This is a genomic window from Corallococcus sp. CA041A (genome assembly GCF_003612075.1).
GTDB lineage: Bacteria > Myxococcota > Myxococcia > Myxococcales > Myxococcaceae > Corallococcus > Corallococcus exiguus.
The window spans coordinates 1-25,780 of record NZ_RAWF01000146.1 but is presented as its reverse complement, the minus strand read 5'-3'; the positions used below and the strand labels follow the sequence as shown (position 1 = coordinate 25,780).

General features: G+C 69.1%; 15 protein-coding genes. 2 read left to right on the top strand and 13 right to left on the bottom strand.

The features are described 5' to 3' along the window. From D7V77_RS24700 to D7V77_RS43840, 8 genes are all read right to left on the bottom strand, one after another. On the bottom strand, positions 1 to 590 hold a 590-nt coding region (locus tag D7V77_RS24700), incomplete at its 3' end, for a DUF1361 domain-containing protein (protein ID WP_120578757.1). Positions 591 to 735: 145 nt separating this feature from the next. Further along, entirely contained in the window at positions 736 to 1,533 is a 798-nt protein-coding gene (locus tag D7V77_RS24695; protein WP_126934189.1) for a hypothetical protein, read from the bottom strand. 116 nt (positions 1,534 to 1,649) lie between these two features. Further along, the gene (locus D7V77_RS24690; RefSeq protein ID WP_120578754.1) at positions 1,650 to 3,635 is read right to left on the bottom strand and encodes an ankyrin repeat domain-containing protein; all 1,986 of its coding nucleotides are present in this window, start codon (positions 3,633 to 3,635) and stop codon (positions 1,650 to 1,652) included. Between the two features lie 119 nt (positions 3,636 to 3,754). Beyond that, entirely contained in the window at positions 3,755 to 7,348 is a 3,594-nt protein-coding gene (locus tag D7V77_RS24685) for a VWD domain-containing protein (RefSeq protein ID WP_121751373.1), read from the bottom strand. Positions 7,349 to 7,609: 261 nt separating this feature from the next. After that, positions 7,610 to 8,533, bottom strand: coding sequence for a hypothetical protein (locus D7V77_RS24680; RefSeq protein ID WP_120578752.1), 924 nt, complete (start codon positions 8,531 to 8,533; stop codon positions 7,610 to 7,612). Between the two features lies 1 nt (position 8,534). Further along, entirely contained in the window at positions 8,535 to 11,285 is a 2,751-nt protein-coding gene (locus tag D7V77_RS24675; protein WP_120578751.1) for a TonB family protein, read from the bottom strand. Positions 11,286 to 11,429: 144 nt separating this feature from the next. Beyond that, positions 11,430 to 11,909: a hypothetical protein gene (locus D7V77_RS44345; RefSeq protein ID WP_199733853.1), complete on the bottom strand. Its 480-nt coding sequence runs from the start codon at positions 11,907 to 11,909 to the stop codon at positions 11,430 to 11,432. Between the two features lie 138 nt (positions 11,910 to 12,047). Further along, positions 12,048 to 12,212, bottom strand: a complete 165-nt coding sequence (locus D7V77_RS43840) for a hypothetical protein (protein ID WP_158624490.1) — start codon at positions 12,210 to 12,212, stop codon at positions 12,048 to 12,050. 89 nt (positions 12,213 to 12,301) lie between these two features. On the opposite strand from D7V77_RS43840, the gene D7V77_RS24665 reads away from it, so the two are divergent. Then, on the top strand, positions 12,302 to 13,009 hold the full coding sequence (locus D7V77_RS24665) for a hypothetical protein (RefSeq protein ID WP_147452147.1): 708 nt from the start codon (positions 12,302 to 12,304) through the stop codon (positions 13,007 to 13,009). Positions 13,010 to 13,039: 30 nt separating this feature from the next. On the opposite strand, the gene D7V77_RS24660 is transcribed toward D7V77_RS24665, so the two are convergent. The 5 genes from D7V77_RS24660 to D7V77_RS24640 form a co-directional block, all read right to left on the bottom strand. Continuing rightward, positions 13,040 to 16,990, bottom strand: coding sequence for a M36 family metallopeptidase (locus D7V77_RS24660; protein ID WP_158624489.1), 3,951 nt, complete (start codon positions 16,988 to 16,990; stop codon positions 13,040 to 13,042). A gap of 86 nt (positions 16,991 to 17,076) precedes the next feature. Beyond that, positions 17,077 to 20,706: a choice-of-anchor A family protein gene (locus tag D7V77_RS24655; RefSeq protein WP_120578748.1), complete on the bottom strand. Its 3,630-nt coding sequence runs from the start codon at positions 20,704 to 20,706 to the stop codon at positions 17,077 to 17,079. Between the two features lie 135 nt (positions 20,707 to 20,841). Continuing rightward, a complete protein-coding gene (locus D7V77_RS24650; protein WP_120578747.1) occupies positions 20,842 to 22,695 on the bottom strand; it encodes a Hint domain-containing protein in 1,854 nt (617 codons plus the stop codon). 61 nt (positions 22,696 to 22,756) lie between these two features. Beyond that, positions 22,757 to 24,148, bottom strand: coding sequence for a S8 family serine peptidase (locus tag D7V77_RS24645; RefSeq protein ID WP_233597201.1), 1,392 nt, complete (start codon positions 24,146 to 24,148; stop codon positions 22,757 to 22,759). A 276-nt stretch (positions 24,149 to 24,424) separates the two neighbouring features. Beyond that, positions 24,425 to 25,315 carry a sigma-70 family RNA polymerase sigma factor gene (locus D7V77_RS24640; protein WP_120578746.1) on the bottom strand — a complete coding sequence of 297 codons (891 nt, stop codon included), beginning with the start codon at positions 25,313 to 25,315 and terminating at the stop codon, positions 24,425 to 24,427. Positions 25,316 to 25,505: 190 nt separating this feature from the next. Between D7V77_RS24640 and D7V77_RS43330 the strand changes: the two genes are divergently transcribed. Beyond that, on the top strand, positions 25,506 to 25,780 hold a 275-nt coding region (locus D7V77_RS43330), incomplete at its 3' end, for a hypothetical protein (protein WP_147452146.1).

Here is a 25,780-nt window from a genome sequence, read left to right as displayed (position 1 = left end):
GGATGGGCCAGGGGATCCCTCACGTGTGAGGCCATGGCGCGCAAGAGGCGGCCCGGCTCCGAGAGCACGTCCCAGCTGTTCCAGCGCTCCACGCGGCCCAGATAGATGCCATAGCCACACAGGCCGGAGGTGATGGCGACGAAGGCCCATGCCGCCGTGCGGCCCCAGCGCTCTTCCAGCCACCGCTTCCAGATGTCCAGGGACAGCAGGCCCAGCAGCCACCCGGTGGCGGCGAACAGGGCCAGGAGCGCGGCGTCGAACCAGAGCGGGACCACGGGCCGCTGACGCAGGTGGATGAAGTCGGTGACGAGGTAGGGCGCGTTGGGAAACAGCGCGAGCCAGCCAAGCGCCAGCGGGGCCAGGAGCCACGGACGGCCCAGGCCTCGCACCATCAGCCCCCGTGCGATGAGGGCCAGGGTGTACGGCGCCCAGGCCAGGAACAGGTTCCACGACAGGAAGGCGAAGCTGGCGCGCTCGCTCCAGTCGAGCCGCAGGGCCAGCAGGTCCACCGCGAGGATGCTGCACAGGATCGCGGGCAGCAGTCCGTGACGGCTCGGGATGGAGGCGAAGGGGGAGTGCGGTCGGGACATGGTGGCGTGTGGCGCCACAGCCGCGCACCGTGTCGGAATGGCCACGGTGCAACGGCTCCGGGAAGGGCGTGGACCCGGAGCGCCGTCATGGGAGCCCTCGGGTCTGCCCTTCAGCAATGCGCGGGCCAGCTGCCCCGCCCCGTGCTCAACAGTCCAGGTCGTACGTCTTGACGTCATCGTTCGGCGCGACGACCTTGACGGTGTTGGAGCCGTCGAACGTCGCGGTGAACGTCCCTTCGCTCGTATCCACCTGCACCATCCCCGCCGTGGGGCACTGGTGGTCGCAGCGCTGGTAGCCGGACACGGTCGTCGTCGAGCTGAGGCCGCCCTTCGTGGCCTGCGACGTACTGTCCACGGTGATGCACCCGCTGCCCGCCACCCAGGTGACCGTGCTCGTGGACGTTCGCGAATCGAAGCGATTCGGCGAGAAGCTGTTGGAGGTGACGGTCACCTTGCGCTGGTCGCCTTGCGGCGGGGACCCGGCGATCTGCAGCGAGAGGTTGTACGGCTCCCCATTGATGGTGAGGTCGGTGGAGTTGGCCGTGGCGGCGAGCTGCCCCTGGTTGTCGGCGAGCACCACCTCCACGCTGCCGGAGATCTGCGTGAGCGAGATCGCCGCCTGGCAGTTGTTGAACGTGTAGTTCACCGTCGCGCCCGTCGCGGTCGCGGTGGCGCAGCCGGAGGGAGTGAAGGCGGTGGAGGCATTCGCCGCGAGCTGGGTGGCCGCCGTGGCCGGGTCGACAGCCATGGCCTGCACCTTGCCGATGGCGTAGTACCAATAGCTGTAGACAGGGTCGACCCATGCATAGGACCAGGCCGCGTCATACGCTCCGTAGTACGGATCGTAGTAGGCGTCGTCGTAGTAGTACGGGTCGTAGGTGCTGGTGCAGGCCATGCCCGCGCCCAGCGACAGGAACAACAGCGCCGCTTTCATCTGTTTCATCCACCGCCCCCTTAAGTGGTTTTTCCGAACGGGCCCAAGGTGGGTCCCGGTGGTGGGCGGGAGTACTGACCCGCGGAACAGCCCGACTGCGGGATGTTGGTCCGCGGGCTCACCTGTCAGTCCGGGCTCCGGAGCGCACTTCCCGCCTTGCGCAGGACGTTGAAGAGCCTTTCGCGGTCCAGTCGCGCTCGGTCGAAAGCCTTTGGCACGAAGAGCTTCTTGAGTGATGCGTCCGTGGCGTCGAAGTCCCCCGCGGCGAAGTGATGCCTTGCCTTCACCTGGGCCTGCACGTCGTGGTCATCCGCGATGACCGCCTCGGCCTTCAGCACGCCGCCGACCCGGAGCGTCGCGTCGTTGCCGTGCCCCCAGACGACCTGCGCCTCCAGGTCCTGGCCCACGACCAGCTCCCCATCCGTGTCCACGCCGCTGGCGCGCAGCGAGCCGCCCACCACGAGCAGGCCTTCAGGCCCTGCGTTGCTCAGCACGCCCTCCACCGTGAGGTTCCCTGTCACCAGCAAGGGACCGTTCACATGCACGTCCCCCTTCACCACCAGGTCCCCTCGAACGAAGCGTGGGAGCTTGGAGGGGGAGGGCGCCTTCGCTTCGGCAGGGAGCACTTCCCGGGCGAGCACCACCAGGGCCATGGCCGTCCAGGGAGGCAGGCCTTGCACCGCCGCCGCGAGCGCGTCCCACGACGTGGCGCCTTCCAGCGCGAGCCGACTCAGGACCTGCTCGACGGAGTCCACATCCTTGTCCTCGTAGTACCAGGCCTTGAGCAACGCCTTCCGCTCGCGGGCCAGCGCGTCCAGCATCGGCTGCACGTCCAGCGCGCCCTTCTTCCCCGAGGGCGCCCTGGCACCCATGAGCTGGGCGAGGTGCGCGTTGCCGTGCTCCAGCGCCTCCTGCACGGGCGTCTGTCCCGCCGAGTTCTTGCCATTCACATCCGCCCCGGCCTGGAGCAGGACCTCGATGACGGGCCCCCGCTCCTTGACGCGCGCGTGCTGGTGCAGCGGCGTCCAGCCCTTGCCCGCGTTGGGGTTGGCGCCCGCGTCGATGAGCGCTTGCGCCACGTCCGCCCGCCGCGCGTTGAAGAGTGCCGTGCGCCCCGCGTTGTCGAGCGCGTCCACGGGAACGCCGCCCTTCGCCAGCAGGGCGATGCAGGCCGTGCAGCCGTGTTCCGCCGCCGCGTGGAGGGGCGTGGCCTTCGCTGAATCGGTCGTGTCGGCGGGAGCCCCCAGCCGCAGGAGCTCCTTCACCAGCGATGCGTCCTCCACCCGCGCGGCCAGGTGGAGAACGCCGCCCTGGGTCTTGTCCCGGGCCTCCAGGTCGGCCCCCAGCGCAATCAGGGCCAGCACCCGGCCCGTGCGCCATTCCCCTTCGAAGCCAGGGCCGAAGAAGGGGGCCGCGTCGAGCCCCGCCGCCTGCAGGAGTCCGTTGTCCAGGGCCTTGGCCTTCTTGGCTGGGGGACGCGCCGCGGGCTTCTGCTTCCGGAGCCATGCGTGGAAGCCTTCGTCGGAGAAGGCACCTTCCAGGCCCTGGAAGGGGAACGGATCCTCGTTGCCCTCGTCGTCGCGGGCGCGCGGGTCGGGCGCCGCCTCCACCTGGGCGAGCAGCTTCCGGTAGCCCTGCTCCGGAGGGCCCCGCCGCAGCGCGTGCCACGCTTCCAGCCCTCGACGCGCGCGGGCGTGGTCCGCGAGGTCGCGCAGGCCTTCGGCCTCCACCAGCGCGGCCTCCGCCTGCTGCATCTGCGCGTCCGTCGGCTTGCGGCGCAACACGTCGTCGGCCCACTGGCTCAGCGCCAGCGCGCGCGCCTTCTGCCCGGTCGACAGCTTTCCGCCGGGCTTCGTCCCTCGGGTCAACTCAAGGACGCGGTCACGAACGCGCCAGTGCTCGGCCTTCACCTCGCGCTCCCAGCGGTGGGGCTCCACGCGACGAGTCGGATCCAGGGCCCAGTTGAGCGAGTGCAGCGCCAGCAGGTGCTCCGGATCCGCCTCCACGATTTCGCGCAGGAGCAGGATGGCCGGGTCCAACTGGGGCGGCATCTCATCCAGCAACGCGTCCGCCTTCTTCATCAGCGCGGCGGTGTCGGGCTTCTTGGGCATGGCAAGGGACCTTGCCAGGAGGCGCCTTGTGTTGCCCGGGCAAACAGCGGCGTCACACGACAAGGCCCCGGATGCTCACAGGCAATCCGGGGCCTTCGTTCTTCAGCCGCGACGTGTGGCTACTTCACCGTCACGCGCCAGGTGCGGCTCTCCGTGGTGCCACCCCGGCCGTCCTCGGCGAGGACCTTCCAGAAGTAGTCCCGGCCGCCCTCCAGCTTCACCGTCCTGGACTGCTCGGGCACGCCCTTCGTGCAGGCCGCGTAGGTGAAGCGGGTGTTCACACTCCAGACGCAGTGCCGGTAGACGACGGCGTCCCCGTCCTTGTCGTACGCGTCCTTCCACTCGAAGGTCACGCTCGACGAGGTGATGGCGTTCTCCTTCGGAGTCACCAGCTCCAGCGTCACTGGTGCGAGGTTGCGGCCCAGCTTCTCCGTCGTGACGAACGTCTTGGCGAAGACCGGATCGCCGGTCGCGGCCACGTCCTGCGCGCAGTCGCGCAGACGCTCCTTCGAGACGCCCTTGCACAGCGCCTCCGCCTGCTCCAGCGGAATGGCCTTCAGCGGCTCCACCACCGGGATGCCGGGCGGCGCCTTCTCGATGCGGCAGCTGTCCGCCTTGTACCCGGGCCATTCGCGCAGCGTGTACGACTCGGGGGAGTAGCCGGAGGCATAGTCGAAGAGGGACGTGTCCTTCGTCACCCGCCAGGACTCGCCGAACTTCTCGTACAGGCCGACGTAGCGGTCCCCCAGGTCCGAGGGACGCGCCCCCAGCTGTGAGCCGTCCGGCAGCACGGGCAGCCAGTTGCCCGGGGCGATGGGGCCCAGCAGGCCCTCCCTGGCGCGCGCCTGCCGCACGTCGATGTTCATGTACCAGAGGCCGTAGTGCGCCCACCAATCCGTGGTGACGGTGATGCGCGTGCCGCCCGCGGATTCAATGCGGATGCCGCCGGTCGTCCCAGTGGACGTGATGCGTCCTCCGGCGGGGAGCAGCAGCTCCTTGTCCAGAGACACCGGCTTGCCGTCGACGCGCAGCACCAGCAGCTCCGGCTTCTCCGCGTTCATCTGGTAGCTGACGCGATGCGGGCCGACGCGCACCGCCACCGCCGTCGTGATGCTCGCGCAGGCCGTCAGGCCGGTGTGCGGATCCGGCCCCACGGGCTGCTCGGTCTGCACGGGCGTGTGGCGCGCCTGGAGCTCCAGCCCCGGGTCGCGCAGGAGCACGTACTCACCGGCGCCCTGGAAGTCGTAGCGCACGCCGTCCATCGTCGTCAGGTGCGGGTCGCCCCAGAGGGAGGGATTGCCGCCGATGATCCACCGCCTGATGGTTTCGACGTCCGTCTGGCTCAGCGGCGGTCCGCCACACGGCATCATCCCGTTCGGGCAGTCCTCGGACGTGCGGGTGATGCGGTCGAACAACGGCCCCGTCTGGCTGGTGGCCATGGGCGCGGCAATGGCATACGACGCCGTGAGCGGATTCACGCCGGGGGCGCTCTGGTCCTCGGCCAGGTTCAGGTAGGTGCCGAAGTTCTTGTACGGCGGGTAGTCCAGGCCGCCGTGGCACTCGATGCAGGCCTTGTTGAAGATGCGCTGCACGTCCGTGTACGTCGGGTAGTCGCCCACGGGCGGCAGCGAGGCCAGCGTCGTGTTCACCGCTGGAATCAGGCTGGCGCAGGAGAAGGGCGCCGCCAGACCGGGGATGGGGTCCGCCATCAGGTTGGCCTCCAGCCCCGTCTGGAGCGCGCCGGTGTACGTGCTGAACACGTCGGCGAAGCCATAGGCGCGCGAGCGTCCGCGCACGCCCAGGGACCACTTGTCCACCGACACGCCGAGCGGCTCCAGGAAGTACCGGTACAGGGCCATCAGGTTCGTGTTGGGGCTGTAGTTCTCCCGGTCCACGAGGATGCCGCCCATGACCGTCGAGTCCGGGGCCGGGTTGTCGATGGGCCGGCGGAACACCTCCTGCCTCAGCCGGGTCAGCGACACGTCCGTCGACGCGCTGGTCGCGGCGCCGTACTGCGGAATGAGGCCGTTCACCGTCGTCCCGGTCATCAGATAGGGGTCGCCCGCGCGGCTCAGGTTGAGCTTCTCGATGTCGGCCTTGCGGCGCGGGATGCTCTGCGTGCGCGCCAGGGTGTCGTCGCGCAGGGCGTTGATGCCCATGCCGTTGCGCGACGTGAAGAAGGGCAGGTTCACCGCCAGACCCGAGGGGCTGCTCTGAACCGTATTCAGCGAGCTGTTGATGGTGAGGCAGCCCTTGGTGATGGCCAGGGCCACCGGACGCGGATCGACGAACACGCTGCCAGTCGCCCAGCGGTGGCTGGCGAGCTCGTCCGCGATGCGCCGCTGATTGAGGCTGCCATCGAAGCCGCCCAGCAGGTCGAACAGCTGGACGCCGCGCCCCTCGTCCCCGGAGATGAGCGAGTCATGGAACAGCGTGACGGACGGGCCGCCCCGGGTGACGGAGGTGAGCGCGCCCGAGCCAGGCTGGGCGTTGAAGGCATACGCCGTCGCGATGGTGGCGGTCCCCGAAGGAACGGGCTCCGTCGTCACCGGGGGCGTCAGGTCGAAGCTGAAGCGCGGCGTCCCGTCGTTGGGGCCGCCCCGGTAGCGCGTGATGAGGTGGGGGCTCCCCGCCGGCAGCCGTCCGGGCGGTTGCAGCCGGAGCTGTTCGATGAGCCGGCGGACCTCGGGCTGCGTCCGCCACGTCCAGGGGTTGAAGAGCTTGCGGAACGCGGCGGTGTCCACCGAGCCCTGGTAGAGGCGATCCCGGTTGAAGGGGAGCATCCCGCCCCAGCTGTCGTAGGGGTCCCAGTTGGGCTTGTTCTTCGTCTTGATGACGCCCACCGGGAAGCCAGTCGTGCCGGGGATGCCCGTGAGGTTCAGCACGTTCCGCGTCGAATGGCAGGCCGCGCACTTCCCATCATCCTTCTCGATGTGGCGCGAGCGCGGAGGGATGGAGCCCATCTGGGGGATGGTCGTGAGGATGATTTCGTGGAAGCGGAAGTTCTTCGTCGCCTCGTCCCACTGCATGTATTCGATGACGTCCGGATGCGAGCCTGGATAGGACGCATGCGGCGCGGGCCCGATGGAGAAGACGGACCGGGCGGTCTGGCTGGAGAGCAGCAGGCGCGGGTGCTCCGCGGTGCCCGTCTGGAGGCTCTCTGACCGCGCCATCAGGATGGGGCTGGCCCTGTACTCAGCCGGCAGCGCGCTGATGAAGCGGGCCACGGTGTTCGTGGCCGCATTGGCGGGATTGTTGAGATACGCCTCGATCTCCTCGGGCGTGATGGCGCTCGTGTTGACGACGGGGATGGGATTGACGGTGCCCGCCGCGAGCCGGAAGACAGGCTTCACGGACCGCGCCACGCCCATGGTCAGGGTGCAGCTGGGCGTCGTCCCCGTGCAGTCCGGCGTGGACGACAGGTCCGCGTCCAGGTCGACGTTCCAGCCCTGGAATGAAGAACCCGCTGACGGCGTGGCGGTGAGGGTCACGGACGCGCTGGCGCTATAGGTTTCATCGCAGTCGCTGCCGACGATGTTGGTGCAGTTGATGCCCGTGCCCGTGACGGTGCCGGAGCCAAGCCCCAGGGGCATGACCCGGAGGGCCGCGGCTTCGGCGGTCGCCGTGCACAGCGACGCCGCGAGAACCAGTGTGCCCAGTGCGGGGCGGAGATGGGGAAGGCGGAACGAAGCAATGAGTCCGTTGCGTCTCATGCGTGGACCTCCGTGGGAGTGCCCGGAAGCGCTGCAAGGAAATGGCCGCGTTCAACCGCGCGGAATCACACCCCGGCCTCCACATCTCCCGTGGCCGGGGAGGCTACGAAGCCCGCATGGATGTTGCTTCACTGGCAACGCCTGCCTCGGGGGCTCGTGTGCGCTCCCAGTGAGAACTCATCAAGAGTCCTCAGCTGATCAACGACCTCATCGCCAGCGCCGCGCCGCGCTGAGTTCGGTTCCCGGGAGGGACGGCGGTGCTCAGGGCGTCCAGCGAGCCCGGCGCACCACCCATGAGCTGCCGCCGCGCCCGTCCCGCACCACGGCCCAGAACGTCACCTCCTGGGCCGCCGCGCCTTCCGCTGGCTCCCACTCCACGCGGTGGCGTCCCTGCTGGCCACCGAAGTCCGCGCCGCCCGTCTCCGACAGGTTGAACTCGCCCAGCGTGGTGTACCAGGCGATCTCCCACGCCTCCTTGAGGTTCACGGCCTGCAGGCGCAGGCCCGGGACGATGTAGTTCTCCTCGCGGTCCGACACGTCCTCGGACGTCATCACGAAGGGCCCGGGGCCGCTCAGCTCCAGCGGCTCACCTTCCGGCCAGGCCGCATCGTCCACCCGCAGGCCCGGAAGCACGGGCTGCTCGTTGGCCTTCATGCCCTCCACCACCGGGCACCAGAAGACCATCAGCTTCTGCGCGTAGATCTCCTCGTCGCCCGCCGACACCCTCAGGACGAGCGGCATGCGGATGCCTCCCAGCCCCTTGTAGGCGTCCTCCGCCAGCACGCGCTCCAGCAGGAGTTTGTCCTGAGAGACGCGGGCCGCGCCGGGACGGATGGGGAGCGTCAGCTCGCCCGCGGTCGTGGTGCCCTCCGCGAGCAGGGCGCGGTCCGCCTCCGTCGCGCACGTGCGGTCGTCCTGATCCGCGCAGGCCCACAGCTGGTACTGGATGGGGCGTCCCGCGCCGACGGGGTCCACCACCAGCGCGCGGTACGTCACCTCCTCCGCCAACTCGTCGAAGGCCTCCGGCGTCTGTTCGCAGGTGGAGGCGATCAGCTCGGGCCGTTCCGTGGACACGCCGAGCACGCGGAGGTCGTGCACGCTCGACGGCTTGTCCTCGGGTTCGACGCACGCGAGAGCGGTCAGCGCCAGCAGCAGCAGGCTTCCGGTGTTGAGCAGGGCCTTCATGTCAGAAGCTTCCTTTCACGCCCACCACGGGGAGGATGGGGATGCCGGGTACCTCGTACTCCCGGCGCTGCCGGTAGTCGTTGAAGGTGAACTCGACGTTCTCCGCGTTGTAGAGGTTCTGCACGTCCAGGTAGACCCCCAGCGTCCAGCTTTGGAATTGCCAGCTCTTGTCCAGCCGCATGTCGAGCTGGTGGAACCCGGACGTGCGCGCCGAGGCGTAGGGGCCGTACGTGCCGTTGAAGCGGTTTCGGTCCACCTGGTACTGGTCGAACGTGTGGTTGAGCGGCGTCGTCGGGCGGCCGGTGGTGTAGCGGAAGCGCCCGCCCAGCTCCCAGCCGTTGCCCAGCACGTAGGTGCTCACCAGCGTGAGGATGTGCGTCTGGTCGAAGGGGCTGAGGCCATACGTCTCGTCGCCGCTGCCACCGAAGCCCCCGCCGAAGTCTCTACCATTCCCTTCGGGGGCGCGGCCCGTGCGCCCGTCGAGTGACTGGCTGAAGGTGTACGACAGCCATCCGGACCACTTGTCCGTCGCGGACGCGCGCTGCTTCTTCACCATCACCTCCAGGCCCAGGGCGCGGCCGATGCCCTGGTTGGAGTACGGCAGCTGGACCACGCCTCCACCCGGGAGCGAGAGGATGTCGCCGGGCGCCGCGATGTTGTCGAAGCGGCGGTTGAAGAAGCCCGTGACGTCCACGTTGAGCACGTCGGTCAGCCGGTGATCCACGCCCAGGCTGCTCTGGAACGCGCGCTGGTAGGCCAGGTCCGGGTTGCCGTACGGCAGGGAGATGAAGCGGAACGTCTCCGCCGGCTGGCTGTAGAGGCCGAGCGAGCCCTTGAGCTGGGTGCGCTCGGTGGCCGCGAAGCTGACCCACAGCCGGGGATCCAACGCCACGTTCCGCGCGTCGCCCGCGCGCTGGAAGTTGCCGCGCACGCCGGGGGTGAAGGTGAACTTCCCCACCTTCAGGTCCGCCTCCACGAAGAGCGCGCCGTCGAAGGAGCCCAGGCCAATCTTCTCCACCAGCAGCTCGCCCACGGACTCGGCGCCGGGGAAGGCCACGTACTCGAAGTTCTCCGGGGCGGGGAACTCCACGTCGAAGGACTGGTGCTCGTAGACGAGGTCCAGGCCGGTGCGCACGGTGAGGCTGGAGGACAGCTCCAGGCCCAGCACCTCGCGCGCGCCCACCGTGTAGCCCACGCCATCCTGCTTCGCGGCGCCGAACTTGAAGCTGGTGCCGTCGTAGCCCACGTACGGCGTGAAGACGGACGCGAGCGCGCCTTTGCGGTACGTCCAGTCACCCTTGATGCGGTGGAAGAGGGTGTGCGTGTCCACCGTCAGGTCGCGCTCCGTCTCCGGACCTCCGGTCACCAGGCGGAGCTGGTCGTCACTGCCGAAGGCCATGACGTAGCCGGTGCTGCGCGCGCTGCCCGCCAGGGCCTGGGCCTCCTCTTCGGAACGGGCGTCCCGCTTCGCGCCGAAGTCCACGCGCAGCTGGTAGTCCCAGTATTTGGGGACCACGGACAGGGTGCTGCCCTCGCTCTTGGGGAGGACGGCGGGGAGGATGGTGTCGATGTACGAGCGGCGCGCGGCGGCGGCCACGCTGATGCCGTCCGTCACGGGGGCTTCCAGGAAGAAGCCCGCGTCCAGCAGGTCCACCTTCACCGAGCCATGGAACGTGTCGGCGGCGCCCTTGCGCGTGCCGACCTCCACGATGCCGCCCACCGCGCGGCCGTACTGGCTGCCGTAGCCGCCCGGGAAGAAGTCGAGCTGGTCGATGAACTCCGCGTTCACCACCGAGGGCCCGCCGAGCAGGTGGAAGAGGAGGGGGATGCCGACCCCGTCCATCATCGTCGCCGTCTGGCCGGGGTTGGAGCCGCGCACCAGCAGCTGGCCGGAGATGAAGGGCGCACGCGCCACGCCCGGCAGGGTCTGGATGACGCGGATGGGGTCGCCGAAGGTGCCCGGCGTCCGCTGCGCCTCCTGGCGCGTGATGGTCCGGCGCACGACCTCCTTCTTCGGCCGGTCGGAGCGCACGACGGTCTCCAGCGCGCCGCCGGTGGGGGCGAGGAAGAAGTTCACCTCCGTCGTCTCGTCCTCCTGGAGCTGCTCCTTCGTCTGGTAGAGCTGGTAGCCGGACGCCACCACGCGCACCGCGCACTCACCAGGGGGCACGTCGAGGCTGAAGCGGCCGTCCGCGTCGGAGAGGGCCTCGGGCGCCTCCGGGTCGTCACCGCAGCGCACCGTGGCGCCGGCCACGCGCGAGCGGCTGCCGCGCGAAATCAGCTGGCCCTTGAGCGTGGCCTTCCGCGCCACCGGGGCCTGGTCGGTTCCAGGGGCCTCCTCCGGAGGGGCGTTGAGGGTGAAGTGGTAGATGTATTCCACCTGCACCGGCGCGGGCACACCGTCCACCTCCGCGGGTGAGAAGCGGAACTGGCGCACCGCCGCGATGGCCGCCTCGTCGAAGCCATGGCCCGCGGGCTCCGTGGGCAACACCTCCGACACGGAGCCATCCGCGGCGATGGTGATGATGAGGCGCACGGAGGCGGTGACCCCCTCCGCGAGCGCTTCGGGAGGGTAGGTGGCCTCCACCTGCTGCAGCAGCTCCGGAGGCTTGGTGATGACGGGCTGGGCCTGCGCGGGCGGGGCCGCTTCCGCGGGCGGCGCGCCGGCCTGCGGTGCCTGTGCCAGCGCCGGGGGCGTCAGCAGGAGCGAGGCCGCGGCGAGCGCGCTTCGGGCGTTCAGGGACGGGGACATGGGGCGCGGAGCATACGGGATGAGGCCCCGGGTTCCGCATGCCTGAAGCAAGCACGGGACTGAATGTCACCGGCCCGTGCGCGCCGCGATGCCCGGCTGCTCCTACCGGAGGTGCTTGCCCGGGGCCAGACGCCGCCGGGGCCCTCAGCCGCCTCGCTTCGCCCTCGCGGCCTTCTTCGCCACGGTCTTCTTCACGGCGGTCTTCTTCACCTTCGCGGCCTTCTTCGCCGGGCTTTTCGCCTTCGCTGCCTTCTTCGCTCCTGCGCCCACGGCCTTCGGAGTCCGTTCACCCGGTGAGCGCGGGACGGTCGCCTGCTCCATCGCGGGCACCCGAGGTTCGGCGGGCAGGCCCGGGCCGACGTCGTGGGCGGTCGTCCGCCAGGCCATACGCGGGCGCAGGTGCTCCCCCCACGCCGGGTGCGTCAGCTGGATGTCCAGGAAGGGGCCGGACCGCGTCACCTTCGACACGAAGGCCCGCGCGTTCGCGTTCATCCACTCGCTGGTGAAGACCTTGCGCCCCCCCACCTCCCGCACGAGCGCCGCGTCCTTCAGGTGTCGGTAGTTGCTGAACTCGGCGTCCTCCGCCTTCTCGATGGGGTCGTAGATCAACATCAATGCGAACACGGCGTGAGGCGCGGGCTTCCCGGCGTCAGGGTGAACGCGCGCCACCGACAGGCGGACGGCATGCCGGGACACACCGAGGACTCGGACCGCGTAGAGATCAGACATCCCACGAGGATACCGCGCGCACCGCGGGCCGGCTCAGCTCCCCGGAGCGGTCGAGACGTGGGCCATCATGGGCAGGACGTTCCGCGGCCCGGGCACGTTCGAGCCCAGGCGCAGGAAGCGCAGCCAGGCGCCCCGGGGGGAGCGGTAGGGGCGCACGCGGCCGTCGTCGACGCGGTGGACCTGCGTCTCCAGCTCCACCACCGCGCCCCCGGGGTGGGCCGCCGGGCGGCACTCACCTATCCTCGGGGCTTCGCACCGGAGTCAGCGAGCCCGAGGGAGCGCACACCATGTCACGGTCGCAGCCACGTCCCGCGCAGCCTTCCCTCGAAGCGATGACGGACGCGGTGCGCTCACCCGACGCGACCCGGGCGGACACCGACCTGCTCATCGCGGCGCTGCGACGGGCCCCCACGGAAGAGGAGACGCCCCGGGCACGGGCGGATCTGCTGCTGGAGTTGCTGGTGCCGGACCACCCGGTGGGTGACCGCGCGGGCCGCGAAGGGGTGACGGTGCGGCAGGCGGCGAAGGACGCCCTGTTGGATCTGGGCCATCCCTACGCGCTGGAGTTGCCGCCGGAGGTGCTGGCTCGGGAAGCGCGGCGCCGGACGCGACTCGGAGGGTTCGGGGTCGCCGTCGCGACGGCCTCCATGCTCTACCAGTCGGGCCTCTTCTACGCGTTCCTGCTGCACGACGGCGTGGTGCACAACCAGCACTCCAGCCACCGCCCGCCCGAGCAGCTCACGCGAGACCGCGTGGTGCCGTGGGCGCTGTTCACCCTGAGCGGCTTGTTGCCGGCCCTGGTTTCATTGGGCGGCCATGCCTTGAAGCGCAGGTGGCTCCAGAACACCGGCTGGTCGCTCATCCTGGCGCAGGCGCTGCTTTGGACGGGGGTTGTCTGCCTTTCCATGACCAAGATTGGCCCGTCCGGATTCACCGCGCTGGCGCCCTGGCACGTGGCGTGGTTGAGCGCCTGGACAATGCGTCCGACACGTTGATGGCCCTGCTGGAGGACGCGACTGAGCCCCTCAACGCCCGGCCCGGCGCAACGCAAGGCGCCGGGCCGCGAGCATTCCGACCAGCCACCCCACCCAGGCGGTGGAGGGCTCTGAGGTAGGGGAGGCACTGGCGCAGCCCCCGCCCCCCACGTTCGGATCCGGATCCGGGTCGGGATCCGTCGTCGGGTCCTCGGGCTTGACCCGGATCTCCAGCGTGTCCGTGTCAACGAGCAGCGGACCGACGCTCACGGTCAGCTCGAAGTGCATCGGCGTTTCGCTCGAAACGATGGGCGCCAGGAACCACGCGGACGCGGTGCCTCCGCCCGTCAGCTCCACGGGCGGACCATCGAGCTGCCGCCACGTGTACGTCATCACGGTCCCCGACGCGGTCGAGTGTCCCGAGCCCTGGAGCGTGACCGCCGCGCCACTTTCGACGAGCTGATCCTCACCGGCGTTGGCGCTCGGCATACAGGTGCCCGCGTTGGGGATGACGGCCTTGAACGGCTTGCCGACCACGCCCGACAGCACGACGTTGTCCACCTCCCAGCCATGGGACTCCACGTACCAGGGTGAGCCGAACCGGAACCGCAGCTGGACCGTCTTCCCGGCGAACCGCGAGCCGAAATCCAACTTCGTGCCCTGGTTCATCCGTGGCCAGACGCTGCTCTGTGCGACGAACGCCTGACGTCCGCCCAGGGTGTTGCTCGTGGTCGAGTCGATCTTCCCCCCGTACCCCGGTTCGACATACTTGCTCACGTCCTCCCAGGTCTGGCCACCATCCTGGGTGAGCTCGATCACGCCGCCCGTCCAGAAGGTCTTCCGGCCCGTCCAGGAGTCCACGTCGAAGGCGAAGCGATGCCGGTGGTCGAACGTCACAGTGAAGGGCACGGAGCCCGACACCGTGAGGCGGGGCGAGACCAGTGCCGTGTCCGCGACGTCGGGGCCGTCCGCGATGAACCAGACATGGTTGGCAGCATCCACCGTGCTGTCCGGGGCCAGCACCCGCTGCCACGCCTGGTCCGCGGACCCCTCCAGCACCGCCGTGCTCCAGGTCGTCGTGGGGAGCTCCAGGGTGTCCGTCGTGGAGGACTCCTCGTCGTGATCCATTTTGAGGATGTGCCGGAGCGGGACGGGGGCCTGGCAGAAGCCGGAGCCGCTTGGCGTGAGCGTCAGCTCCAGGTCTCGCGTGAGCGAAGGCGAGGCGGCCAACTCGATGGGGATGGCCATGGAGATGGACCCGAAGGGCGGCACTGGCGGCACGGACAGCTCCCCCGTGGGGAGGGACACCTCGCTCGGCCGGCTGCTGGTGATGGTCACGGTGGTCCCCGCGGAGGCCACGGGCCCCAGGTTCGTGATCTTGAGGTGCAGGGAACCCGCCTCCCCGGCATCGAGGACGCCATCCGGCACCGCATCGCACGCGCGGCGGGCATCATCCACGTTCACGAACTCGAAGCGCAGATCCGCCTGGGCCGTGTACGCCTCGTGGATCTCCGTGAAGAACAGGGACCTGCGCGGAGGGGAACGGGCGCAGGTGCCCGCGCCCCTCCGAGCGAAGGCCTCGGCCAGGAGGAGCATGTCGCGCGGGTCCTGGGGATTCCAGCTGCCGGCCGCCATGAGCAGGGCGTCGCGCTGTTCCGTGTGGGTGGGGTCCACGGGCGCCAGCATCATCCCGGCGACGACGTAGTCCGCCATGCGCCGCTTCGCCTCCGCGAAGGACGCGAAGCGCGAGCCCGGCTTCCGGGCCTCGTCGAGCAGCGCCAGGTAGCCATCGAAGAGCATCGAGGCCCAGACCTCGCCCGCGTTGTGCCATTCGGAGTTGAACCCACCGTTGTCGCGGAGCGGGTGCTCCAGGGGAAGGGGCTCCTCGTCGCTGAGGTGGCGGAGGCGGAGCGCGTTCTTCGTGGGGTCGCGGGAGTAGGGGACCCGGCGGACTCCGTAATAGGGGCTGTCGCCATAGACATGCGCGGCATATCCACCAATCCCATACGTGCCGTTGTAGCCGAAACCATCATCCTCCTGGACCATCAGGTGGAGAGCGATGAAGTCCCCCCAGCCCTCGCTCTGCGCGAAGCACACGGACAGGTTGCAATCCACCAGCCGCTGGTGGAGCAGGTGTCCCCACTCGTGCGACACGAGGGTGTTGTCAATCGCCCCGTCCCGCTCGGGGTCGGACGCGCGGATCATCGTCCCGGTCACCGCCCCGTTGGCGAGCAGGCCCTTCAAGGTCTGCCCCGTCTCAAACGAAACGGACAGCAGCGGAAGGGTAGGGTCGAGCAGCGGATCCGACTCGACCATGTTGGGCGGAGCGGCGCCAGCGGTGTGGTTGAGGACGATGAGGCCGGCCGCGCCCGCGGCCTGGGCATTCACCGCCTTGAGCTCGTAGGAGCAGTTGCCACCCCGGTCGGCCAGGACGATGGCGCCCGAGACGTCGTTCGTCAGCGCCTGGCAGGCGGTGGTCACCGACGGGGAACCGCTCTGGGCCATGACGAGCCGGAGCGAGTCCAGGTGGAAGGTGCGCGGGCCGAAGTTGGCCTTGCCCGTGGCGTAGTCCGTCCCCGCGACCTGGAACGACCGGGTCTCTGGCATCGTGAAGAGGTACATCTCCAGGCGGGGTGCCTGGCCGTCATCCGGCACGTAGATGGCGACGTTGTCGCGCGCCTGGGGGTTGGGGCCCTGGTTCTGGGCCTCGGCGAGCAGCGCGTCGCCCTCCAGGCCGCCCCGGCCGTAGTTCGTCTGCTGGGCGTTGCCCGCGGCTTCCGTGAAGCCGGAGGCGTAGAAGTAATCGTGCAGCCAGTTGGTCGTGTAGAAGAGGCTGGTGATGGCGGCCTGCGTCTGGGATGGCCGGGCCAGGGGCCCCAGCGTGGGCTCGTAGTCGTAATGGAAGTCACGGGTGCCGGGATTCACGAAGGCCCACGTGTCGGAGCCCTCGGTATAGCCATCCGGGTCGAAGTGGTCCGCATAGGCGGACACGTTGTTGCCGGAGCTGGTGGTCGCGCCCGGAGGCAGCCAGGAGTCCACTCCGCCCGCGTGGGCGCGTCCGTCCACGGTGATGTTTCGCGGGGACTCGAAGGCCGGCTCGAACGTCGCGTCGGGAATGCCCGTGGGATGCGGCGTGAAGTCCTGCAGGGGACCATCCCGGGGCGTCCCGTCCGCGTCCGCCCAGACGCGGTAGGAATGGCTGTCATGGAAGATGCGATTGCTGCGCTGGAGCGTGCCACCCTGGCCGGCATCCACCAGGTATTCATAGCCGCGCCGGCCCTCCTGCCCGGTGCGCTCCGCGAGCACGTTCACGGCCCAGGCGGGCACGAGCCGGTCCGCCTGGGGGAAGTACACCTGCCGGACCTCGGCGGGGACGACCAATGACACGCCCGCGCGCTTCGCGCCCCGGCCGGGAGCGAGGTCGAACCGCAGACGGCCCGTGGACGTCGCCGCCGCCTGGGCGACCACGGCCTTGTCATCCAGCGTGATGTTGTAGAGGTCTCCCAACGCGGCGGCCACCGCCTGGGACGCGGACGTCCGGAAGGGGCTCAGGGCCGTCGCCCGTGCACCCTCCACGCCGTCATGCAGGTTGCCGGTGATGGCGACGAGCGACAGGTCGCGCGTCATCAGCACCTTCAGCTCGTTGCGGACCACGTCGATGCCGCCCAAGCGCTGGCGGAAGGCCACGATGATGCCGCCACGGCCCGTGTCGTGGATCCGGTGCACGAAGGCGGCTTGAAGCGCGCTGGGGGACAGGCGGTACAGGGCCGCGTGCTGCTCCAGGTAGCGCCGCGCGGCGGCTTCGGGCGTTTGCAGCGCCGGGCGGTTGGCCGGCGGTCCCCGCGGTGCCCACGCCAGCGTCGGGACGCCGCGCTCCGCGTCCCTGGCGACGACGGTGAGGGGCCGTGATGCGTCCGTGACGTCCCCAGCCTGCGTTTCCAGGCCGGGGACCTTGTCAGCGGGGGCTTCCGCCGCGCAACCCATCCAGAAGGCGAGCAGCATTCCTCCCGTGGCTGTGCGGCTCCTCAGATTTTTGAGCACCTTGGCCCCCACTGTCGCGGTTTCTCGCGGACGCGTGAATCCTGCCATCAATTGCAGATGTCGGTGTCCCGCAGCCGGCTGAGCTGTCCGACGGCATTGCCTTTCAGTGAGCGTGCGTAGATTCCACCCACCCAGCTCCCGCCGGAGAAGTTGACGTTGGCATTCGGGGCAAGAACCGTGCCGTAGAAGCCATAGTCAAAGGCGGTGAGGCTGGTGGCATCCGGGAGGTTGAAGAGGATGCCGTGCTCGTCGATGCCGCCGCTGAACGTGTGGCCGAAGTTGGTGAAGGTCGCGGACGTACCCCGGACGTTGATGACGGCCAGGCTGTTGGCGGGAGCATTGATGGACAGCAGCGTGGCGCCGGTGAAGTACGAGGCCTTGACGTCGAAGAAGTTCACCTTCGGATCCGTGCCGGTGAGCATGACGCCTCCCCAGGACTCGCGCGTGGCGGTGCCGTTGGAGGGAAGGGCGCCCAGTTCAGCGGAGAGTGCCTTCAGGGCGCTGCCCTGATTGGTGAAGTTGATGGGCGTCGCCCGGGCCACGTTCCCACGGGGGTAGTAGACGTTGGGCTCCTGGATGAGCTTCCCGCCGTACCGGGCTTCGCCCCAGACATAGCCATTGGCCAGGGAGAGGGTCCCGCCCGCGACCAGGACGTTGGCCGTGTCGGTCGCGGGCAGCATCGCGCCCACGGAGAAGTTCTGGAGGGAGATGTTGCGGCCCGCGGCCAGCTTGCCCTGGACCTCGTTGCCCTGCTGGTAGTCCTCCAGCACGAAGAGGTTGTACTCGCCCAGCCGGATCGGGATGCAGGACGCGGAGCTTTCGTCCCCCACCGTGACGGTGATGCTGGTGAGCACCGTGCCGTTGCGGATCATGACGGTGGCCATGCCCTTGGAGACGCCCGTCAGCGTCCCGTCAGCGGTGATGGTGGCGATGCCCGTGTTGGAGACCGAGTAGAGCGTGCCTCGCGAGGGCGAGGAGATGTCCCTCACCACGCCGTCCGTGTACTTGCCGTTCGCCACCAGCTTCAGCTTCGAGCCGGGGCCTCTCAGGACGGCGTCCCCGTTGAGGATCTGGATGGAGCTCAGCTGGGCGGAGCTGCTGACGGTCAGGGGGATGCGCGCGGAGCTCAACATCCGGCCCTGGCTGTCGATGCCGAACGCGACGAGCTCCATGGAGCCCAGCGCTTGCGCCGGAATCCGGAATGGAGTCGTGAAGGGCCCCGACTCGAGGATGGATGCCGCGCCCTCGCCCACGATGAGGACGGTTTCTGGCTGGAAGCCTCCTGCCCCGGCGACGCTCACCGCCACCGTGCCTCCCGGCGACACCACGGTGCCGGGTTGGGGGGACGTGATGATCAGGGTGCCCGTGGCGGCGGTGGCGCGGGCCTCACGGACGCGCTCCGGGGCCAACTGCGCGCTGGCCTCCCCGCAGCTGTTCACCGGTGGAATGGTGCTGGGCCTGGGAATGGAGGCGACGAAGTCCGGCCCGCCGACAGGGCTGTTGAGCAACTGGCGGATCTTGTCCCGGTGGGCCGCGTTGATCTGGACCTTGAAGTGCTCCGTGTTCCGGTTCGTCACATCCACGGTGAAGGGGGTGATGGCCGAGCTGCTCATCGCGGTGCCGCCCCGTTGTTCCGCGGTCCCGGCGAAGACGTCGTGCGGGTCGTTGCAGAACAGCAGGCTGTCGGGACCCAGGATGAGCTTCTGCCGCTGCGGCAGGGGCAGGGAGCGGGAGAGCGGGTGGTGGGTCTCCGTCTGATGGTAGAGCACCTTGATCCCATCCGGAAGGAGGCCCCACGTGGGGGTCCGCGCCAGGGGTTGTGCTCCCTCGCCGACGATGAAGTGCGTGGGGACGTCCGTCTGTCGGAGGTTGTTGATGAGCGCGCTGCCCACCTGGAGGTCGTCGATGGCCGCGCCTCCAGGCATGTCGAGCACGATGTTTTGGGTCGCAGCGAGGGCGGCCTTCACCTGCGTCCAGACGGCAGGGAACGCGACCCTGAGGTCGTCGCGCATGCGGACGAACTCGGTGGCCATGCGCGTCCCCTCATGGGGCGTGTTCAGGCTGATGAGCCGGTTGATGTCACCCTCCTTGAAGGTCGCGACGCTCCGGTAGTTGGCCGAGTCGACGTACTTGCGGGTCAGCAGGCCGCCCGCGCCGTGGGCGACGACGTCCACCTGGGTGACGGCGTTCTGGCCCTGACGCATCTTGGTCAGCGCCGAGTAGATGGCGTTGGGGACCGCGAGCTCGTTGGCCTCCAGGGTCAAGCTGGCCGAGCTCGTCGCGGAGTAGTCCGCGCACGTCGTCTGGAAGAGGTTGCTCGCGGCGATGCCCTCCGTCCCCTGCCAGGCGGAGCACGAGGACCAGAGGTCGTGGACGAGCACCAGCGGCGGCCGGACGATGGAGAGCTCGACCGTCGACGTGTAGCTCGCTCCCGACGCGGGTGTGTAGACGCCGGAGAGCGTCACCAGGCGCGAGGTGGCGGTCTCGAAGCCCCCGCTGTTGAAGTCCGGGGGGCTGGTGTAGAGCGCGAACGCGTAGTGCACGCCGCCCACGGGAACGGTGGGGACGGTGACGGAGGCCGCCCGGGTGGTGGTCCCGACCGCGCCCAGGCCGCCGTTGGCCGGGCTGGTCCCGCTGAGTGAGAAGGTCATGGACCCGGCGGAGGGCATCTTCGCGCGCACCAGGACCTGCGTCACGCCGTCCGCGGCCACGCCCTGGACCGGGGGAATCGCCGCGGAAGACGGCGCCGACAGCTGCGTGACGTCCGTCACCACGGCGCCCGTATACGGGTGGATGAGGGTCGGGTTCGGGTTGACCACCTCCATGCTGGAGAAGGTGATGTTGTCGATGACCACCGCGGAGTCCAGGACGCCGTCACCCAGGTCGCTGATCTCGAACTCGATGGTGACCTGCCCGCCGCGCAGGACCTCGAAGTTGACGGTGCGGAAGTCGGTGATGCCCGCATCGGGGAACAGCATGATTTCAGGCGGGTAGGTGGCCGGGAAGAAGTCCACCCCGGACGGGTCGTCCGAGAACAGCGTGTCGTAGCCGGTGCCCGCCGCGCGCGTGGACGAGACGTCGAAGAACTGCGCGCTGTTCACCGACGAGTCCGCGACGGTGCGCGTGCCCAGCCCGTCGATGACGCGCGCGGTGAACGTGTCGTTGTACTGCGTCCCGACATACTCGGGGGACTCGGCGCTGAGGAACCGGAAGTCGAAGGTCACCCGGTTGCTGCTGGCCGGCACGTTGAGCGTGACGCGGTAGAGGACCTTGTCGCCCTCGACGCCCTCGGGCGGGTAGTCCGTGCCCGGCTCCGGCAGGTTGGCGACGTTGATGTTGCCCGTGCTCATGATGAACAGCGAGCTGCCCCTGCGCGGCGTGATGTTGCCGTACGACGGCGCCACCATGGCCGCCTGCGGATTGGGGCTGGTGAGCGACGCGCTCGCCACCACCCCCGCCGGCAGGTCCAGCGCGGAGTTGACCTCCGCGACGGTGGCGAGCGAGGCCTTGACGGTGCCGGGCTTCGCCAGGGCCTTCTTCGCGATGCGCTGGCGCTCGGCCAGGGCCTCCGCGCTCAAGACCCGGAGGGGCTTCTCGGGAGTGGCGGGCTCGGGAGGATCTCCGCACGCCGCCAGGGCGACGAACAGCGGGAGCAGGTAGGTCTTGAACGGCTGCATCGGGTTCACTCCGTGACGTTGAACGCGTGGGTGCTTCGCGAAAAGGGAAGGGAGTCCCCACGGCGGCAACGGCACGGCCACCCCACGCTCGAAAGCCGTGGGGTGGCCGCATCAGCCATGCCGTGGGGGCTGGGGTTACTTGCGCTGGAGCGACAGCTGGTAGTCGCGGTGCCAGCGGCTGGGGAGCCGGGCCAGCATGTCGCCCGTCTTGGGCTGCTGCGCGATGGCCTCGTACTTCTTCTGGATCTGCCCGTCGCCCACCAGGAAGCCGTTGGCGTACACCGCAGTCTGGTCTTCACCGAGCAGGGCCTTCTCCGTCTTGGAGCCGACCTTGACGTTGTAGACCTTGCCGGTGAACGCCTCGCGGGTCACCGCGGTGAGCTTGCTGGGACCCGTGCGGGTCATCACCAGGTCCCCCGTGCGCAGGTCGCGGGCCTGCACCATGCCGCGCGCCACGGCCTGGATGGGGTGCATCTCCGTCATCAGCAGGCTGCGGCCCGCCTCGTCGTGGATGCGCACCATGGGGGTCGTCTCGATGCCGACGGCCGTGTCCATGATGGTGAGGGACGGGTTGTAGGGGTTGGTGACGTGGTCACCGGCCTTCAGGGACTCGATGGCGGCCGGCTTGCCTTCGGCCATGGCGATTTCGGTGCCCTCGGCCAGGCAGCTGTTGGTGACGGTGATCTTCTTGAAGACGTAGTCCGGGCGGACTGCGGCCGGGTCGTTGCTCAGGGTGATGGAGGAGCGGTACTTCGTACCCGCGGAGATGAGCGGCAGGGAGATGAGCGCGGTCAGCTTCGCGGAGTCCTGCATCTGGCGGCAGCCGTCGTCGAAGAAGGCGGCGTTGGTGCCCGTGAGGTCCCAGGAGAAGGTCTTCTTGTCCGTGCTCAGGGTGACGCGGTTCCAGAACTGGTTCATCTTGCCCACGAGCGTGTTGCCGTCGGTGACGTCGCAGCCGCCGCCCGTGTTGGTGAGGATGAGCTTGAGGTGGCCGGCGTCCGGGCGGGCCACGCCCGAGTTCAGGTCCGCCTTGAGCTGGGTGATGACGGCGTCGTCGAAGACGTGGCTGCTGGTGACGGAGATGGAGCCCTGCAGCGGCAGCTTGACGGAGTTCAGGTTGCCCGTCAGGTCGTAGTCGCAGTCCTGGGTCCAGGTGCGGTTGAGGCACACGGAGATGAGGTTGTCGTTGAACGCGACGTCGAGCGGCGCGAGCACCGTGAGGCCGCCCAGGCGGGGCGCCTCGTTGACGACGGGGCCGCCTTCGACGCCCATCTCCGTGAAGATGTACGAGTCCGTGACGTTCTGGCCGGCGGACTCCTCGACCTTGTAGGAGGACACGCGGTAGCGCTTGAGGGTCGTCAGCGCCAGGTTGCCCGTGGCGTTGATGGTGACGTTGTAGCCACCGTCGAACTCCTCGCGCCACGCCAGGTCGCCCAGCGCGTTGCCGCTGGAGTCCGAGTAGCTGGTGTCGACGTAGGTGTAGATGGCGCCGCCCGGGAAGGTGGAGCTGGCGGTGCCCAGGCCGTCATTGGCCACCGCGGTCGTCTCACCCGTGCTGGCCTCCTCGATGAGGTGCATCTCCTGGCGGTCCGCGGTCCCCACCAGGCTGTTGGCCTCCGGGGGCAGCAGGCCGGGCGCGTAGCCACGGGCCACCTGGTCCTGGCGCCGCTGCTCCAGGGCCTTGAACAGGTAGGGCGAGTTCTCCGGCGTCTTGCCCGCGAGCTTGAGGCGGGACAGGGCGAAGCGGTGCTGCGCGGGGTCCGCCAGGTTCAGGCGGATCCGCACGTCCGGCTTCGCGATGGAGTGCAGGTACTTCTGGTCGGAGAGGTAGGTGGTCCACTCGGCCCGGCTCAGCCGGCCCGGTTCACCCAGGCCCTGCTGGTTGCGGCCGTGGAACTCCGGCGTGGACTCCTGGGGGTTCGACGTGCAGCCGGACAGCAGGCTCAAGCCGGTGCCCGCGAGCACCAGATAACGACGCATGCGCATCATGTTGCATCCTCCTTGCTTCAGACGATGGGGTAGGGACGCGAGAGACGAGACGGCTTGAAGGTCACTGGCAGGCGTCGGCGTAGTCCGGGCAGCAGTCGCCGTACTGGACGCAGCTCTCTTCGCAGAAGCAGCCGTAGCCGGGGCCACCGCACAGGCCCCTGCAGCTGGCGACCGTGTTGCTGCAGGTGTAGTTGCCCTGGTTCAGGTCGCTGAAGAGGAAGGTGTTGGGGGAGCCGCGCGTGTCCGTGACGCACTCCAGGCTCGCGGAGCCCTTGACGTTGGCCTCCACCTGGGTGGTGCGGGCGTTGAGGTGGTCCGTCAGGTATTGCGCGGCGACGCCCGCGACGTGGGGACTGGCCATGGACGTGCCGTCGATGACGTTGGTGGCGGTGGTGCTCCCAATCCAGGCGCCGAGGATGGTGACGCCCGGCGCGAAGATGTCCACGCAATTGCCGAAGTTGGAGAACCACGCGCGCCGATCACTGTCGTCCGTGGCGGCCACGGTGATGGCCCCGGGCGTGCTCGCCGGAGAGCGGGTGCACGCGTCCGTGGACTCATTGCCCGCGGCGACGACGAAGGTCACGCCCGCGTTGATGGCGTTGGTGACGGCGGCGTTGACGGTGGGGGACATCCCGCCGCCCAGGCTCATGTTGGCGACGCAGGGGCCGTTCTGGGTGGCGCAGTTGGAGCGGACGAAGTCCACACCGGCGATGACGCCTTCCCACGTTCCGCCGCCGCCACAGTTCAGCACGCGGACGGGGTGGATGCGGGCCTTCTTGGCCATGCCGTACTGGGTGCCCGCGGCCGTGCTGCTCACATGCGTGCCGTGGCCGTGGCAGTCCTCCACGCCGCGCCCGTCGTTGATGGCGCTGAAGCCGTTGCCGATGCGGCCGGTGAACTCGGTGTGGGTCGAGTTGATGCCGGTGTCGACGACGTAGAGGTGCACGCCGAAGCCGGTGCGGCCGTGGTCGTTGTAGATGCCGTCGCGGCCCAGCCGCTGATCCACGCGGTCGGTGCCGTCCGCGGGGCTGGGGAAGGTGGTGTTGATGCTGACGGCCGCGTTCTCTTCGATATAGGCGACGGCCGGGTTGGCGCGGAGCCTGGCGAGCTCCGTGGCGTCCAGCTTCGCGGAGAACCCGGGCACGATGGAGTACTGGTGCATCAGCGCGTTGGCGCCGCCCGCCTGGACGACCTCCGCCACCGCGGTGTCGATGGCGGACGTGTTCACCTCCGACTCGAAGACCACGATGTACTCACCGGAGATGGCCAGGCCCGGAGGCGCCGCGTTCAGGGGCGCCACGCGGCTCATGAGCTTCGCCGGCGGCGGCGTGCCGACGTCCTGGGCGCCCGGGTCGCTGCATCCGCCCAGCGCCAGCGTGAGCATGCCCATCCAGGGCAGGAGTTGGCTTCTCATGGCGGTGGCGCGGCTGGGGCGTGTCTGGTTTGTCGACATGTGGCCTCCTGTGCTGCAGGTGTGGATGTGCCTCCGGCGTCGTGGCCGTGGGGGCCGAACGCGCTCGGGCGGAAGGTGGGTGATGGGTGATGGGTGCGGTGGGGCAGGGGCGGGTGCCGTGCTCCACCAGGGCGATGCTGTGTGCTGTCCGGCACAGACCGGGTGTTCGCGTCTTAAAGACGCGACCCGGAATCAAGCTATGCAATCTTTATCAGAATTCACGAGGAGTGAATTGTTATTGCGTGGCTGTGCGGCGCCGCATCGTGGAAAACCGCATCAGGCCTCCGTGAGGATGCGGCTGAGGCTCAAATCGAGCTGGCTCTCCACGGAGCGCAGGACGCTGGTGAAATCCTGGGAGGAGAGGTCCAGGCGTTCCTTCAACAGGCGCCGCGTCTCGTCATGGACGTCCTGCTGGGCGCTCTGGAGCCACCGGGACGCGGTGGATTGGTTGACGTTGAACAGGGCGCCAATCTTGGTGGTGGACAGCCGGTCCACGAAGTGGAGGCGCAGCAGGTACCGGGGCTTGCTGGACAGGGCGGCGAAGGCGTCCTCCATGGCCTGGCGGAACTCGCCCTCGTAGCGCCGCTGGATGGCCTCCGTCTCTGGGTCTCCCACGGAGGCGGGCAGCGACTCGAGGATGGCCTCGTCGCCCGTCGCGTCCTCCTCTCGCGCCGTGCGCAGCAGGCTGAGGGCGGTGCGCACGGACACGACGCGCAGCCAGTTGGCGAGCGGGCTGCGGCCGGAGTACTCCGAAATCCGAGGAGGCCTGTTGGTGCGCACCAACAGGTGTTCACGCACCTGTTGCCGGACGTCATCGAGCACGGACTCCGTCAGCTTCATGTGCCCCAGCGTCGCGGGGATGCTCGCGATGTAGCGCCGCTCGAACGCGGCCAGCGCCACGGGGATGCCCTCGGCACAGGCGCAGGCCAGGTAGAGGTCGCCGGGAGTGAGCTGAGCGAAGATCCCTGCGATGCCGGTTCGGACTGACGGACTGGGAGTGTGTGTTGCCAGGGAGGCAACGAAGGCGTCCTGGGAGAGGGGAATGTCCGGCCAGGGCCGACATCCCTCCGCCCAGACCTGTCGCAGCAGGCCCTCCAGGGCTTCGAGTTGCACTGCCTCTTCGACGTGCCAGCTCGCGCGCGACAGGAACGCTGGTGCGAGTTTCATGTTCCCCCCCTTCACACGACGACCTGATTATGCCTTGAGTTCTCGTTTTAAGGCTAGTCGTATGCTCATGGCCCTCTGGAACCACGAAACATCGCAATGGATCCGGAACATGAACGTTACATGCGAGGCTGCTGCTGGCTGTTTCGAGGGGGGGATGAGATTGCCGTCCAATTGCCTATGCGATGAGGACGTGGTTGCCCTGTTCGAGGGCCGGCTGCCGGTGACGGCGAACGTCCTGGCGCATCATCATGCGGCTCGTTGCACCGCGTGCCGGGCGCTGCTGGTGACGCTCGCGCATGGAGATGCCCTGCCGCCGGAGACCCAGCCGCTGGAGGGAGGAGGGCGCTGTTCGCGTCGACCTTGCGTGACAGGCGCCACCTGGACGCCGCCGGAGGTTCTGGACGGGTTCCGGTTGGAGCGGTTGTTGGGGCGGGGCGGCATGGGGGCCGTCTACCTGGCGCGGGA